Source organism: Amycolatopsis sp. NPDC004772, assembly GCF_053601215.1.
In genome coordinates, this window is the sequence record NZ_JBSGBK010000070.1 from 34,001 (window position 1) to 46,561 (window position 12,561).

The 12,561-nt window shown below is 67.7% G+C and carries 19 protein-coding genes; all 19 read right to left on the minus strand.

Features of this window, described 5'->3' with window-relative positions; all coding sequences use genetic code 11:
- Nucleotides 1–18: 18 nt before the first annotated feature.
- Nucleotides 19–204 (minus strand): type Z 30S ribosomal protein S14, encoded by a 186-nt coding sequence (locus ACWEF6_RS31910; protein WP_004558870.1) that lies wholly within the window; start codon nt 202–204, stop codon nt 19–21.
- Between the two features lie 4 nt (nt 205–208).
- Complete coding sequence (gene rplE / locus ACWEF6_RS31915; protein WP_013222611.1) at nt 209–772, minus strand: 50S ribosomal protein L5; 564 nt, start codon at nt 770–772, stop codon at nt 209–211.
- Nucleotides 772–1,086, minus strand: a complete 315-nt coding sequence (gene rplX / locus ACWEF6_RS31920) for a 50S ribosomal protein L24 (protein ID WP_013222610.1) — start codon at nt 1,084–1,086, stop codon at nt 772–774. Before rplX ends, rplE begins: the two co-directional genes overlap by 1 nt.
- A complete protein-coding gene (gene rplN / locus ACWEF6_RS31925) occupies nt 1,086–1,454 on the minus strand; it encodes a 50S ribosomal protein L14 (RefSeq protein WP_004558867.1) in 369 nt (122 codons plus the stop codon). The genes rplX and rplN overlap by 1 nt, the downstream gene beginning before the upstream one ends.
- Before the next feature lie 78 nt (nt 1,455–1,532).
- Nucleotides 1,533–1,811, minus strand: coding sequence for a 30S ribosomal protein S17 (rpsQ, locus tag ACWEF6_RS31930; RefSeq protein ID WP_004558866.1), 279 nt, complete (start codon nt 1,809–1,811; stop codon nt 1,533–1,535).
- Entirely contained in the window at nt 1,808–2,056 is a 249-nt protein-coding gene (rpmC, locus tag ACWEF6_RS31935; RefSeq protein ID WP_013222608.1) for a 50S ribosomal protein L29, read from the minus strand. Before rpmC ends, rpsQ begins: the two co-directional genes overlap by 4 nt.
- Complete coding sequence (gene rplP / locus ACWEF6_RS31940) at nt 2,056–2,475, minus strand: 50S ribosomal protein L16 (RefSeq protein ID WP_004558864.1); 420 nt, start codon at nt 2,473–2,475, stop codon at nt 2,056–2,058. The genes rpmC and rplP overlap by 1 nt, the downstream gene beginning before the upstream one ends.
- A 3-nt stretch (nt 2,476–2,478) precedes the next feature.
- A complete protein-coding gene (rpsC, locus tag ACWEF6_RS31945) occupies nt 2,479–3,312 on the minus strand; it encodes a 30S ribosomal protein S3 (protein ID WP_072474761.1) in 834 nt (277 codons plus the stop codon).
- The gene (gene rplV, locus ACWEF6_RS31950) at nt 3,312–3,731 is read right to left on the minus strand and encodes a 50S ribosomal protein L22 (protein ID WP_013222606.1); all 420 of its coding nucleotides are present in this window, start codon (nt 3,729–3,731) and stop codon (nt 3,312–3,314) included. The genes rpsC and rplV overlap by 1 nt, the downstream gene beginning before the upstream one ends.
- A 31-nt stretch (nt 3,732–3,762) precedes the next feature.
- Nucleotides 3,763–4,044, minus strand: coding sequence for a 30S ribosomal protein S19 (gene rpsS / locus ACWEF6_RS31955; RefSeq protein WP_003102083.1), 282 nt, complete (start codon nt 4,042–4,044; stop codon nt 3,763–3,765).
- Nucleotides 4,045–4,062: 18 nt separating this feature from the next.
- Nucleotides 4,063–4,896, minus strand: coding sequence for a 50S ribosomal protein L2 (rplB, locus tag ACWEF6_RS31960; RefSeq protein ID WP_310967696.1), 834 nt, complete (start codon nt 4,894–4,896; stop codon nt 4,063–4,065).
- A gap of 15 nt (nt 4,897–4,911) precedes the next feature.
- On the minus strand, nt 4,912–5,223 hold the full coding sequence (gene rplW / locus ACWEF6_RS31965) for a 50S ribosomal protein L23 (protein WP_003102087.1): 312 nt from the start codon (nt 5,221–5,223) through the stop codon (nt 4,912–4,914).
- Nucleotides 5,220–5,909: a 50S ribosomal protein L4 gene (rplD, locus tag ACWEF6_RS31970; protein ID WP_310967699.1), complete on the minus strand. Its 690-nt coding sequence runs from the start codon at nt 5,907–5,909 to the stop codon at nt 5,220–5,222. Before rplD ends, rplW begins: the two co-directional genes overlap by 4 nt.
- On the minus strand, nt 5,906–6,562 hold the full coding sequence (rplC, locus tag ACWEF6_RS31975; protein WP_449686333.1) for a 50S ribosomal protein L3: 657 nt from the start codon (nt 6,560–6,562) through the stop codon (nt 5,906–5,908). Before rplC ends, rplD begins: the two co-directional genes overlap by 4 nt.
- Before the next feature lie 33 nt (nt 6,563–6,595).
- A complete protein-coding gene (gene rpsJ / locus ACWEF6_RS31980; protein WP_003102098.1) occupies nt 6,596–6,901 on the minus strand; it encodes a 30S ribosomal protein S10 in 306 nt (101 codons plus the stop codon).
- Between the two features lie 393 nt (nt 6,902–7,294).
- Entirely contained in the window at nt 7,295–8,488 is a 1,194-nt protein-coding gene (tuf, locus tag ACWEF6_RS31985) for an elongation factor Tu (protein ID WP_086842945.1), read from the minus strand.
- Between the two features lie 129 nt (nt 8,489–8,617).
- The gene (gene fusA, locus ACWEF6_RS31990; RefSeq protein WP_449686334.1) at nt 8,618–10,717 is read right to left on the minus strand and encodes an elongation factor G; all 2,100 of its coding nucleotides are present in this window, start codon (nt 10,715–10,717) and stop codon (nt 8,618–8,620) included.
- 63 nt (nt 10,718–10,780) lie between these two features.
- Complete coding sequence (gene rpsG, locus ACWEF6_RS31995; protein WP_003102106.1) at nt 10,781–11,251, minus strand: 30S ribosomal protein S7; 471 nt, start codon at nt 11,249–11,251, stop codon at nt 10,781–10,783.
- Nucleotides 11,251–11,625, minus strand: coding sequence for a 30S ribosomal protein S12 (rpsL, locus tag ACWEF6_RS32000; RefSeq protein WP_003102113.1), 375 nt, complete (start codon nt 11,623–11,625; stop codon nt 11,251–11,253). Before rpsL ends, rpsG begins: the two co-directional genes overlap by 1 nt.
- Nucleotides 11,626–12,561 lie beyond the last annotated feature (936 nt).

A 12,561-nucleotide genomic window follows, 5' to 3' on the forward strand; every position in this document is an offset into this window, starting at 1 on the left:
GGAGTTAAAAAGAAGCTCTTACCAGCTGGACTTGCGGACGCCGGGCAGCTCGCCCGCGTGCGCCATCTCGCGAAGGCAGATCCGGCAGAGCCCGAACTTGCGGAACACGGCGTGCGGACGGCCGCACCGCTGGCAGCGGGTGTAGGCGCGCACGGCGAACTTCGGCTTCTTCGCGGCCTTGTGGACCAGTGCTTTCTTGGCCATCGGCTCAGTTCTCCTTGAACGGGAAGCCGAGCTTGCGCAGCAGCGCCCGGCCCTCGTCGTCGTTCGTGGCGGTCGTGACGACGGTGACGTCCATGCCGCGCGGGCGGTCGATGGAGTCGGGGTCGATCTCGTGGAACATCGACTGCTCGTTGAGACCGAACGTGTAGTTGCCGTGGCCGTCGAACTGCTTCGGCGAAAGCCCGCGGAAGTCGCGGATACGCGGCAGCGCGATGGTCAGCAGCCGGTCGAGGAACTCCCACATCCGGTCGCCGCGCAGCGTGACGCGCGCGCCGATCGGCTGGCCCTCGCGCAGCTTGAACTGCGCGATGGACTTGCGGGCCTTCCGGACCTCCGGCTTCTGGCCGGTGATCAGGGCGAGGTCCTTGACCGCGCCCTCGATCAGCTTGCTGTCGCGGGCGGCGTCGCCGACGCCCATGTTCACGACGACCTTCGTCACGCCCGGGATCTGGTGGACGTTGGCGAAGGAGAACTCGGCCTGCAGCTGGCCCTTGATTTCCTCGCGGTACCGCACCTTGAGGCGCGGCGAGGTCTTCTCAGCGGTGGTCATCAGATGTCCTTACCGTTCCGGCGCGAGATCCGGACCTTCTTGCCGTCCTCGCCGATGCGGTAACCCACCCGGGCCGGCTTGCCGTCCGAGTCGACGACCATCACGTTCGAGACGTGGATGGGCGCCTCCTGCGTGACGATGCCGCCGGACTGCGCGCCGCGCTGGGTCTGGCTGATCCGCGTGTGCTTCTTGATCCGGTTCACGCCTTCGACCAGCACGCGCTCGCGCTCGGGGTAAGCCTGGATGACCTTGCCCTTGGCGCCCTTGTCCTTGCCGGCGATGACGACGACCGTGTCGCCCTTCTTCACCTTCATCACAGCACCTCCGGCGCGAGCGAAATGATCTTCATGAACTTTCGGTCGCGCAGCTCGCGGCCCACCGGGCCGAAGATGCGGGTGCCGCGGGGCTCGTTGTCGTTCTTGATGAGCACGGCGGCGTTCTCGTCGAACCGGATGTAGGAACCGTCCGGACGACGGCGCTCCTTGACCGTGCGGACGATGACGGCCTTGACGACGTCGCCCTTCTTCACCCCGGCGGCCGGGATGGCGTCCTTCACGGTGGCGACGATGATGTCGCCGATGCCGGCGTAGCGCCGCCCGGAGCCACCGAGAACGCGGATGCAGAGGATTTCCTTTGCACCCGTGTTGTCGGCTACCCGAAGCCGCGACTCCTGCTGGATCACGTCTACTCCTGTATGTCGCGCCGGTTCTCGCCCAGGACGGGCGAGCCTTGCGGAACTAAGAACTCCGAAGAGCCCTGCTTACTTGGCCTTCTCCACGATCTGCACCAGGCGCCACCGCTTCGATGCCGACAGCGGGCGGGTCTCCATCAGGGTGACCCGGTCGCCCACGCCCGCCTCGTTGTTCTCGTCGTGCACCTTCACCTTGGAGGTGGTGCGGACGACCTTCGAGTAACGGGGGTGCTTCTTGCGGTCCTCGAGCTCGACCACGATCGTCTTGTTCATCTTGTCCGAGACGACGTAGCCCTCGCGGACCTTGCGGTCGTTCCGGGCCGGCGTCTCGGTGGTGGGCTCGCTCATGCGGCACCTTCACTCTCGGCGTCGGGGGCAACGGACAGGCCGAGTTCGCGCTCGCGCATGACCGTGTAGATCCGCGCGATGTCCGTGCGGACGGTGCGCAGACGGCGGTTGTTGTCGAGCTGCCCGGTCGCCATCTGGAAGCGGAGGTTGAAGAGCTCCTCCTTGTATTCCTTCAGACGCAGGACGAGCTCTTCCGCGGTGAGCTCACGCAGCTCCGATGCCTGAGCGGCACCTGCGTTAGCCATCAGAACTCACCACCTTCACGGGTCACGATGCGGCACTTCATGGGCAGCTTGTGGATCGCGCGGCGCAGCGCCTCGCGAGCCGTCTCCTCGTTCGGGAACGAGATCTCGAACATCACGCGGCCCGGCTTCACGTTGGCGATCCACCACTCGGGCGAACCCTTACCGGAACCCATCCGGGTTTCGGCCGGCTTCTTGGTCAGCGGGCGGTCCGGGTAGATGGTCGTCCACACCTTGCCACCACGCTTGATGTGACGGGTCATGGCGATACGAGCGGACTCGATCTGCCGGTTCGTCACGTAGCTGTGCTCAAGCGCCTGGATGCCGTACTCGCCGAAGCTGACCTTCGTGCCACCCTTGGCGGCGCCGTGGCGCTTCGGGGAGTGCTGCTTCCGGTGCTTGACCCTGCGCGGGATGAGCACGTCTCAGCCCTCCGTCTTTTCTGCGGTCTCGGTGGCCGGGGCCGCCGGGGCCTCGGTCGTGGCGGCAGCGGCCGCACGACCGGCTTCGGTCGAGGTGGCGGTCGTGCCCGAGGCGCCGGAACGACGCGGGCGGGACGGCCGGTCGCTGCGGTCGCGGTCGCGACGCGGCGCGCGCTCGGCGGCGTCGCGGGCTTCGCGGGCCTTCAGGCCACCGACGAGCTCACCCTTGTAGATCCACACCTTGACGCCGATGCGACCGAACGTCGTCTTGGCCTCGAAGAAGCCGTAGTCGATGTCGGCGCGCAGCGTGTGCAGCGGGACGCGGCCGTCGCGGTAGTGCTCCGAGCGGGACATCTCGGCGCCGCCGAGACGACCGCCGCACTGCACGCGGATGCCCTTGACCTGCGGCGAGCGCATGGAGGTCTGGATCGCCTTCCGCATCGCGCGGCGGAACGCCACGCGGTTGGAGAGCTGCTCCGCGACCGCCTGGGCGACCAGCTGGGCGTCGGCCTCGGGGTTCTTGACCTCGAGGATGTTCAGCTGGACCTGCTTCTTGGTCAGCTTCTCCAGCGCGCCGCGGATCCGGTCGGCCTCCGCGCCGCGGCGGCCGATGACGATGCCCGGCCGGGCGGTGTGGATGTCCACGCGGACGCGGTCACGGGTGCGCTCGATCTCGACCTTGGAGATGCCCGCGCGCTCCATGCCGGTGGCGAGGAGCTTGCGGATCTTGACGTCCTCGGCCACGTACTCGGCGTACTGCTTGTCGGCGTACCAGCGCGACTTCCAGTCCGTGGTGATACCCAGGCGGAAACCGTGCGGGTTGATCTTCTGGCCCACTACCGGCCACCTGCCTTCTTCTTGCTCTGAGCCTTCTGCGCGACGGCCGGACGCGACTCCACCTCGACGGTGATGTGGCTGGTCCGCTTGCGGATCCGGTACGCGCGGCCCTGGGCCCGCGGGCGGATGCGCTTGAGGGTGGGGCCCTCGTCGGCGTACGCGTTCTTGACCCAGAGCGTCTCCGGGTCCAGCTGAAGGTTGTTCTCGGCGTTGGCCACGGCGCTGGCGAGCACCTTCGCGACCGGCTCGCTGGCCGCCTGCGGGGCGAACCGGAGCACGGCCAAGGCGTCGGCGGCGCTACGTCCCTTGATGAGCTCGATCACCCGGCGCACCTTGGTCGGCGAGTCCCGGACGAAGCGAGCCCGCGCGTACGCCGTAGGCAGTTCAGCCTCGGTCGTCGCGTCGTTCTGGGCGTTCATCGCTACTTCCCTTGTCTTTTCTCGTGCCCGCTCAGCGGCGGCGCGACTTGCGGTCGTCCTTGATGTGGCCCTTGAAGGTCCGCGTCGGGGCGAATTCCCCCAGCTTGTGACCCACCATCGCCTCGGTGACGAACACCGGGACGTGCTTGCGGCCGTCGTGCACCGCGATCGTGTGTCCCAGGAAGTCCGGGATGATCGTCGAGCGGCGCGACCAGGTCTTGATGACCGTCTTCTTGCCCGATTCGTTCAGCGCGTCCACCTTCTTGAGCAGGTGGTCGTCCACGAACGGGCCCTTCTTAAGGCTGCGTGGCATGTGCTTCTACCTCCCTGCTCAGCGCTTCTTGCCGGTACGCCGGCGGCGGACGATGAGGGCGTCGGACGCCTTGCGGCGACGCGTGCGGCCCTCGGGCTTACCGTTCGGGTTGACCGGGTGGCGACCACCGGAGGTCTTGCCCTCACCACCACCGTGCGGGTGGTCGACCGGGTTCATGACGACACCACGGACCGTGGGGCGCTTGCCGCGCCAGCGGTTGCGGCCGGCCTTGCCCCAGTTGATGTTGGCGTGCTCGGAGTTGCCGACCTCGCCGACCGTGGCGCGGTTGCGCACGTCCACGTTGCGGATCTCGCCCGAGGGGAGACGCAGCTGGGCGTACGGCCCGTCCTTGGCGACGAGCTGCACCTTCGCGCCCGCGGACCGCGCCATCTTCGCGCCGCCGCCGGGGCGGAGCTCGATCGCGTGGATCACGGTGCCGACCGGGATGTTGCGCAGCGGCAGGTTGTTGCCCGGCTTGATGTCGGCCCGGGGGCCGTTCTCGACGGTGTCGCCCTGCTTCAGCTTCTCCGGCGCGATGATGTAGCGCTTCTCGCCGTCGGCGTAGTGCAGCAGCGCGATGCGAGCGGACCGGTTGGGGTCGTACTCGATGTGCGCGACCTTGGCGGGGATGCCGTCCTTGTCATTGCGACGGAAGTCGATGACGCGGTAGGCGCGCTTGTGGCCGCCACCCTTGTGCCGGGTGGTGATCTTGCCGGACGAGTTGCGACCGCCCGAACCGCTCAGCGGACGAAGCAGCGACTTCTCCGGGGTGGAGCGGGTGATCTCGGCGAAGTCCGAGACGCTCGAACCGCGACGACCCGGGGTCGTCGGCTTGTACTTGCGGATGCCCATTGTCAGCTCAGTCCTTTACGCGGTGGGTCCGCCGAAGATCTCGATCGCCTTGCTCTCGGGCGAAAGAGTCACGATGGCGCGCTTGGTGTCCTTGCGCTTGCCGAAGCCGGCGCGAGTCCGCTTCCGCTTGCCCTGGCGGTTGGCCGTGTTGACGCTGACCACCTTGACGCCGAACACCTTCTCGACCGCGATCTTGATCTGGGTCTTGTTGGCGTCCGGGCGGACGATGAACGTGTACTTGTGGTCCTCGAGCAGCCCGTAGGACTTCTCGGAGATGACCGGCGCGAGCAGGATGTCGCGGGGGTCCGGAATGGCGACCGAACTCACTTCTCGTCACTCCCTTCCGTGACCTCGCCCGACCGCGCGGAAGCCTTGACGGTCTTACCGCGGACGGGGCCGGCGACGAACGCGTCGTACGCGGCCTTGGTGAACACGACGTCGTCGTTGACCAGCACGTCGTAGGTGTTGAGCTGGTCGGCCCAGAGCAGGTGCACCTCGGGCAGGTTCCGCAGGGAAACCCAGCTCAGCTCGTCGGCCCGGTCCAGCACCACGAGAACGCGCTTCGCGGCCGTGACGGCGGCGAGGACGGTCTTGGCGGCCTTGGTCGACGGCTTCTCGCCGGTCACCAGCTCGGTGACGACGTGCAGCTGGCCGGCGCGGGCCCGGTCGGAGAGGGCGCCACGCAGAGCGGCGGCCTTCATCTTCTTCGGGGTGCGCTGGGTGTAGTCGCGCGGCGTGGGGCCGTGCACGACGCCACCGCCGGCGAACTGCGGCGCGCGGGTCGAACCCTGGCGGGCACGGCCGGTGCCCTTCTGGCGGTACGGCTTCTTGCCGCCACCGCGAACCTCACCACGGGTCTTCGTGTCGTGCGTGCCCTGGCGCGCGGCGGCCTGCTGAGCCACCACCACCTGGTGCATCAGCGCGACATTGGCCTGCACGTCGAAGATCTCCGCGGGGAGATCGACCGTGCCGTCGGCTTTACCGGCCGGGGTCTTCAGCTCGACGCTTGTCATTCGGAGTTACCACCCTTCGCGGCGCTGCGCACGAACAGCAGGCCGCCCTTGGGACCGGGCACGGCGCCCTTGATCAGCAGCAGGCCGTCCTCGGCACGCACGGCGTGCACGGTCAGGTTCTGCGTGGTGACCCGGTCGTTGCCCATCCGGCCCGCCATGCGCAGGCCCTTGAAGACGCGGCCGGGGGTGGCGCAGCCACCGATCGAACCCGGCTTGCGGTGCACGGCCTGGGCACCGTGGCTCGCGCCCTGGCCCTTGAAACCGTGGCGCTTCATGACACCCGCGTAGCCCTTGCCCTTGCTGGTCCCGGTCACGTCGACCTCGACGCCGGCGGCGAACACCTCGGCGGTGATCTCCTGGCCGACCTCGTAGGTCTCGGCGTCGGTGGTGCGCAGCTCGGCGAGGAACCGGCGCGGGGTCACGCTCGCCTTGTCGAAGTGGCCGGTGCGCGGCTTGTTCACCTTGCGCGGGTCGACCGCGCCGAACGCCAGCTGCACGGCCGCGTAGCCGTCCTTGTCCTGGGTCCGAACCTGGGTGACCACGTTCGGACCGGCCTTGACGACGGTGACCGGGACAACCCGGTTCTGCTCGTCGAAGACCTGGGTCATGCCGAGCTTGGTGCCCAGGATGCCCTTCATCTGCCTGTCAGACATGTGAGTCTCTTATCTCCGCCGCTCGCCCAACGCTTACTGGATGTTGACGTCGACGCTCGCCGGCAGGTCGATGCGCATGAGCGCGTCGACCGTCTTCGGCGTCGGGTCGAGGATGTCGATCAGACGCTTGTGCGTGCGCATCTCGAAGTGCTCGCGCGAGTCCTTGTACTTGTGCGGCGAGCGGATGACGCAGTAAACGTTCTTCTCGGTGGGCAGCGGCACCGGCCCGACAACCCGGGCGCCGGTGCGCGTGACCGTCTCCACGATCTTGCGCGCCGAGGTGTCGATCGCCTCGTGGTCGTAGGCCTTGAGCCGGATGCGGATCTTCTGTCCCGCCATGGTGGCTGCTCGTTCCTTGTCGTCTCGTGCCGCTATCTCACAAAACCCCGCCGGGTGTCCCCACCCTGGCCGGGTTTCCGCAGTTCAACGGCCCTGTCCCCGGTCCACGCGGTCGGGCGTGTCGCGCCCGACGCACAGACGGATCCCGCGGGATCGTCGTCTTGCCTGGTCTTCCTCAACGTGAGGAGGCTATGAGCCGGCTGGACCGTCTCACCGCCCTTGCCCGCTCGCCTCACCCGAAGGAAAGAGCTCCGCGGACCGTGGCCACTCGCACCGAGGCGGCCGGACCCCAAAGGGATCGGCCGCCCCAGGACGAGCAACCAAAATAGTGTCGCACACGTGAGTTGACGCCCTGCACCCGGGGGTGTATTACCCGGGCGCAGGGCGCCTACGTCACTTGTTGATCTTGGTGACCTGGCCCGCGCCGACGGTCCGGCCACCCTCGCGGATGGCGAAGCGCAGACCCTCGTCCATCGCGACCGGCTGGATCAGCTGGACCGAGATGTCGGTGTTGTCGCCCGGCATGACCATCTCGGTGCCCTCGGGGAGGGTCACGACGCCGGTCACGTCGGTGGTGCGGAAGTAGAACTGCGGGCGGTAGTTGTTGAAGAACGGGGTGTGACGGCCACCCTCGTCCTTCGACAGGATGTAGACCCGGCCCTCGAAGTCGGTGTGCGGGGTGGTGGTGCCCGGCTTCACGACGACCTGGCCGCGCTCGACGTCCTCGCGCTTGATACCGCGGACCAGCAGGCCGACGTTGTCGCCCGCCTGGCCCGAGTCGAGCAGCTTGCGGAACATCTCGACACCGGTGACGGTGGTCTTGGTCGACTTCTCGCGGATACCCACGATCTCGACCTCTTCGTTGACGTTGATCTGGCCGCGCTCGACGCGACCGGTCACCACGGTGCCACGACCGGTGATGGTGAAGACGTCCTCGATCGGCATCAGGAACGGCTTGTCGAGCTCACGCACCGGGTCCGGCACGTTGTCGTCGACGGCGCTCATCAGCTCGAGAACGGCCTCGGACCACTTCTCGTCGCCCTCGAGGGCCTTCAGGCCGGAAACGCGCACGACCGGCGCGTCGTCGCCCGGGAACTCCTGCGAGGACAGCAGCTCGCGGACCTCCAGCTCGACGAGCTCGAGGATCTCCTCGTCGTCGACCATGTCGGCCTTGTTCAGCGCGACCACGATGTAGGGCACGCCGACCTGGCGGGCGAGCAGCACGTGCTCACGGGTCTGCGGCATCGGGCCGTCGGTGGCGGCCACGACCAGGATCGCGCCGTCCATCTGGGCGGCACCGGTGATCATGTTCTTGATGTAGTCCGCGTGACCGGGGGCGTCCACGTGCGCGTAGTGACGCTTCTCGGTCTGGTACTCGACGTGCGAGATGTTGATCGTGATGCCGCGCTGCTTCTCTTCCGGCGCGTTGTCGATCTGGTCGAACGCCCGCGACTCGTTCAGCTCCGGGTACTTGTCGTGCAGCACCTTGGTGATGGCCGCGGTCAGAGTCGTCTTGCCGTGGTCAACGTGACCGATGGTGCCGATGTTGACGTGCGGCTTGGTCCGCTCGAATTTCGCCTTCGCCACTGGAATGTCCTCCTGGACTGATTTCGCTTTGTGCTCACGGGGCGGCGTGGCTGCCGCCCCGTGATTGTTCCTTCGTCGGTGCTGCGGACGTTCAGGAGAGTCCCTTAATGCCCGCGAGCGCTGGGGGAACTACTCCCCCGTCGCCTTCGCGATGATTTCCTTCGCGACGTTCGCGGGAACCTCGGCGTAGGAGTCGAACACCATGGAGTAGTTCGCCCGGCCCTGGGTGCGGGACCGCAGGTCGCCGACGTAGCCGAACATCTCCGACAGCGGGACCAGTGCCTTCACGACACGGGTACCGGACCGCTCCTCCATGGCCTGGATCTGACCACGGCGGGAGTTGAGGTCACCGATGACGTCACCCATGTAGTCCTCGGGCGTGGTCACCTCGACCGCCATCATCGGCTCCAGGATCACCGGGCCGGCCTTCTTCGCGGCTTCCTTCATCGCCATGGAACCGGCGATCTTGAACGCCATCTCCGAAGAGTCGACCTCGTGGTACGCACCATCCAACAGGGTGAACTTCAACCCGACGAGCGGGTAGCCGGCCAGGACGCCGTACTGCATCGCGTCCTGCGCGCCCGCGTCCACCGACGGGATGTACTCCCGCGGCACGCGGCCACCGGTCACCTTGTTGTCGAACTCGTAGAGCGCGCCGTCGGTGCGCTCGAGCGGCTCCAGCTTCACGATGACCTTCGCGAACTGGCCGGAACCACCGGTCTGCTTCTTGTGGACGTAGTCGAGCTTGTCGACCGTCTTCTTGATCGTCTCACGGTAGGCGACCTGCGGCTTGCCGATGTTCGCCTCGACCTTGTAGTCGGACTTCATCCGGTTCACCAGCACCTCGAGGTGCAGCTCGCCCATGCCCGCGATGATCGTCTGGCCGGTGTCCTCGTCCAGCTTGACCTGGAACGTCGGGTCCTCTTCGGCCAGCTTCTGGATCGCCAGGGACAGCTTCTCCTGGTCGGCCTTCGTCTTCGGTTCGATCGCGACCCGGATGACCGGCTCGGGGAACGTCATCGACTCCAGCACGATCGGGTTCTGCGGGTCCGCCAGGGTGTCACCCGTGGTGGTGTCCTTCAGCCCGATGACCGCGTAGATGTGGCCGACCTGGGCGTCGTCGACCGGGTTCTCCTTGTTGGAGTGCATCTGGAAGATCTTCCCGATGCGCTCCTTGCGCTCCTTGGTCGCGTTGATGACCTGCGCGCCGGAAGCGACCTTGCCCGAGTACACCCGGATGTAGGTCAGCTTGCCGAAGAACGGGTGCGCGGCGATCTTGAACGCGAGCGCGGCGAACGGCTCGTCGACCGACGCCTTGCGGGTCGCCGGGGTCTCACCGTCGGGGAGCAGGCCCTCGACGGCCGGGACGTCCAGCGGCGACGGCAGGTAGTCGATCACCGCGTCGAGCATGGGCTGCACGCCCTTGTTCTTGAACGCGGAGCCGGCCAGGACCGGGAACGCCGAGCGGGTGATGACGATCTTGCGGATGCCCGCCTTGATCTCCGCCTCGGACAGTTCCTCGCCCTCGAGGAACTTCTCCATCAGGGCGTCGTCGGTCTCGGCGACGGTCTCGACCAGCTTCTCGCGGTACTCCGCGGCCCGGTCGGCCAGGTCGGCCGGGATGTCCTCGACGGTGTAGTCCTCGCCCTTCTGCACCTCGCCGCGCCAGACCAGGGCCTTCATGCGGACCAGGTCGACGACGCCTTCGAAGTCGTTCTCGGCGCCGATGGGCAACTGGATCGCCAGCGGCTTGACGCCGAGGCGCTCCTCGATGGTGCGCAGGGTGTAGTAGTAGTCCGCACCCAGCTTGTCCATCTTGTTGACGAAGCAGATGCGCGGGACGTCGTACTTGTCCGCCTGCCGCCAGACCTGCTCGGACTGCGGCTCGACACCTTCCTTGCCGTCGAAGACGGCGACCGCGCCGTCGAGCACCCGCAGGTTGCGCTCCACCTCGACGGTGAAGTCGACGTGCCCGGGGGTGTCGATCAGGTTGATCTGGTGGTCGTCCCAGAAGGTGGTGGTGGCAGCCGAGGTGATGGTGATACCCCGCTTCTGCTCCTCCTCCATCCAGTCCATGGTGGCGGCGCCGTCGTGGACTTCACCGATCTTGTAGTTGACCCCGGTGTAGAACAGGATCCGCTCGGTGGTCGTCGTCTTGCCGGCGTCGATGTGGGCCATGATGCCGATGTTGCGGACCTTGTTCAGGTCGGTCAGCACTTCACGTGCCACGAGAGTGTTCCCCTGTTCTCAAGCTTGGGGCCCGGCATGGCTTGGTCGACAGCCGGGCGGTCATCACCAGCGGTAGTGCGCGAAGGCCCGGTTGGACTCGGCCATCTTGTGCGTGTCTTCGCGACGCTTCACGGAGGCACCGAGGCCGTTGGAAGCGTCCAGCAGTTCGTTCTGCAGGCGCTCGATCATCGTCTTCTCGCGGCGGGCCTGCGAGAAGGAGACCAGCCAGCGCAGGGCCAGCGTGGTGGAGCGGCCCGGCTTGACCTCGATCGGCACCTGGTAGGTGGCACCACCGACGCGGCGGCTCTTCACCTCGATGGTGGGCTTCACGTTGTCGAGGGCGCGCTTCAGCGTGACGACCGGGTCGGTGCCGGTCTTCTCGCGAGCGCCTTCGAGCGCGCCGTACACGATGCGCTCGGCCAGGGACCGCTTCCCGTCCTTCAGCACCTTGTTCACCAGCTGGGTGACCAGCGGGGAGGCGTAGACGGGGTCGGAGATCAGCGGCCGCTTCGGGGCCGGACCCTTGCGGGGCATTAGCTCTTCTCCTTCTTCGCGCCGTACCGGCTGCGCGCCTGCTTGCGGTTCTTGACACCCTGGGTGTCGAGCGAACCGCGGATGATCTTGTAACGGACACCCGGAAGGTCCTTCACACGACCACCGCGCACGAGCACCATCGAGTGCTCCTGCAGGTTGTGGCCCTCACCGGGGATGTAGGCGGTGACCTCGATGCCGCTGGTCAGCTTCACACGCGCGACCTTGCGCAGCGCCGAGTTCGGCTTCTTGGGGGTCGTGGTGTACACGCGGGTGCACACGCCACGCCGCTGCGGGCTCCCCTTGAGGGCCGCCGTCTTCTGCTTGGCAGCCTTGTCCTGGCGGCCCTTGCGGACCAGCTGCTGGATCGTGGGCAATGGACCAGCTTCCTGTCGTGATCTGCTTCTTCGTGTCTTCACCGGCCCCCGCGGTCGGGCGTGTCGGCCCGCGTCACGGTCTCGCGACCGGTAACTTCCCGGAGGGATTTCCGTCGGAACCCCGACCTGCCGAAGCCGGTGACCGGGTGCCGAAGCACCCCGCCCATGCGCACGGCACGCGGAGCGGCCCGACGCATGCCGGGCACGGTCTCCAAAGATACCCGCCCGGGTCCGGGAGGAGCGCGGCGGGGGGTCTGTAGGTCGACGAACCTCCAGCGTACCTCTCAACGCCCCGGCGCTGCGGGACATTCCCACGCCTCGGGTCGCGGGGGCGATCATTCCCGCGGGCGTTGGGGCGGAGGCATTCCTGCGGCGGGATCACCGCAGCCGCGGCTCGGTGCGGTCGGGGTGGGTAACGCCGCAGGGAGGGGAGAGATTCCCCCGGGTCGGCGGGGGTTTCGGCGGGCGGGCCGGGCGGCGGGGTGGTTTGCGGGGGCGGAGCCGCCGGGGCGGGGTGGCGGCCGCGGCGGGATGGCTGCCGCGGTGAGGAGGCTGCCGCGGCGGGATGGCGCCGGTGGGCGTGGTGGCCGCCTCGGCGCGGGGCGCCGGTGGGTGCGGTGCGGCCGGGCTGCGCGGCTGCCGAACCGATTCGCGGCGCCGAGGCCGCGCGGGCGGCTTGGTCGCCGGGGCGGCTGCCGAGCCGGCGCGCAAGCGGGGCGGCGCAGGCAGCCAACGCCTCTGACGCCGACCCGCGACCCGCGATCCGACAGCCGGCAACCGACAGCGCGAGCCGACCAACAGCATCACCACACGCGAACCGGCGGCCGGCAACGCAACCCGGCCAACGACGTCACCAGACCTCCCCCGCCCCTCATCCCAGCTATCCCTTCAGTCGGCGGCCGGGTGTGTCAAGGCACGCTTTCCCGCCTTGACACA

Bases quoted from the DNA above. Each gene is read 5' to 3' on its own strand.
- rplX (WP_013222610.1), bottom strand. From the start codon at position 1,086: ATGAAGGTGAAGAAGGGCGACACGGTCGTCGTCATCGCCGGCAAGGAC.
- rplV (WP_013222606.1), bottom strand. From the start codon at position 3,731: ATGAACGCCCAGAACGACGCGACGACCGAGGCTGAACTGCCTACGGCG.
- rplD (WP_310967699.1), bottom strand. From the start codon at position 5,909: ATGACAAGCGTCGAGCTGAAGACCCCGGCCGGTAAAGCCGACGGCACG.
- rpsS (WP_003102083.1), bottom strand. From the start codon at position 4,044: ATGCCACGCAGCCTTAAGAAGGGCCCGTTCGTGGACGACCACCTGCTC.
- rplB (WP_310967696.1), bottom strand. From the start codon at position 4,896: ATGGGCATCCGCAAGTACAAGCCGACGACCCCGGGTCGTCGCGGTTCG.
- rpsG (WP_003102106.1), bottom strand. From the start codon at position 11,251: ATGCCCCGCAAGGGTCCGGCCCCGAAGCGGCCGCTGATCTCCGACCCC.
- rpmC (WP_013222608.1), bottom strand. From the start codon at position 2,056: ATGGCTAACGCAGGTGCCGCTCAGGCATCGGAGCTGCGTGAGCTCACC.
- rplC (WP_449686333.1), bottom strand. From the start codon at position 6,562: ATGTCTGACAGGCAGATGAAGGGCATCCTGGGCACCAAGCTCGGCATG.
- rplE (WP_013222611.1), bottom strand. From the start codon at position 772: ATGACCACCGCTGAGAAGACCTCGCCGCGCCTCAAGGTGCGGTACCGC.
- rpsQ (WP_004558866.1), bottom strand. From the start codon at position 1,811: ATGAGCGAGCCCACCACCGAGACGCCGGCCCGGAACGACCGCAAGGTC.
- rpsJ (WP_003102098.1), bottom strand. From the start codon at position 6,901: ATGGCGGGACAGAAGATCCGCATCCGGCTCAAGGCCTACGACCACGAG.
- ACWEF6_RS31910 (WP_004558870.1), bottom strand. From the start codon at position 204: ATGGCCAAGAAAGCACTGGTCCACAAGGCCGCGAAGAAGCCGAAGTTC.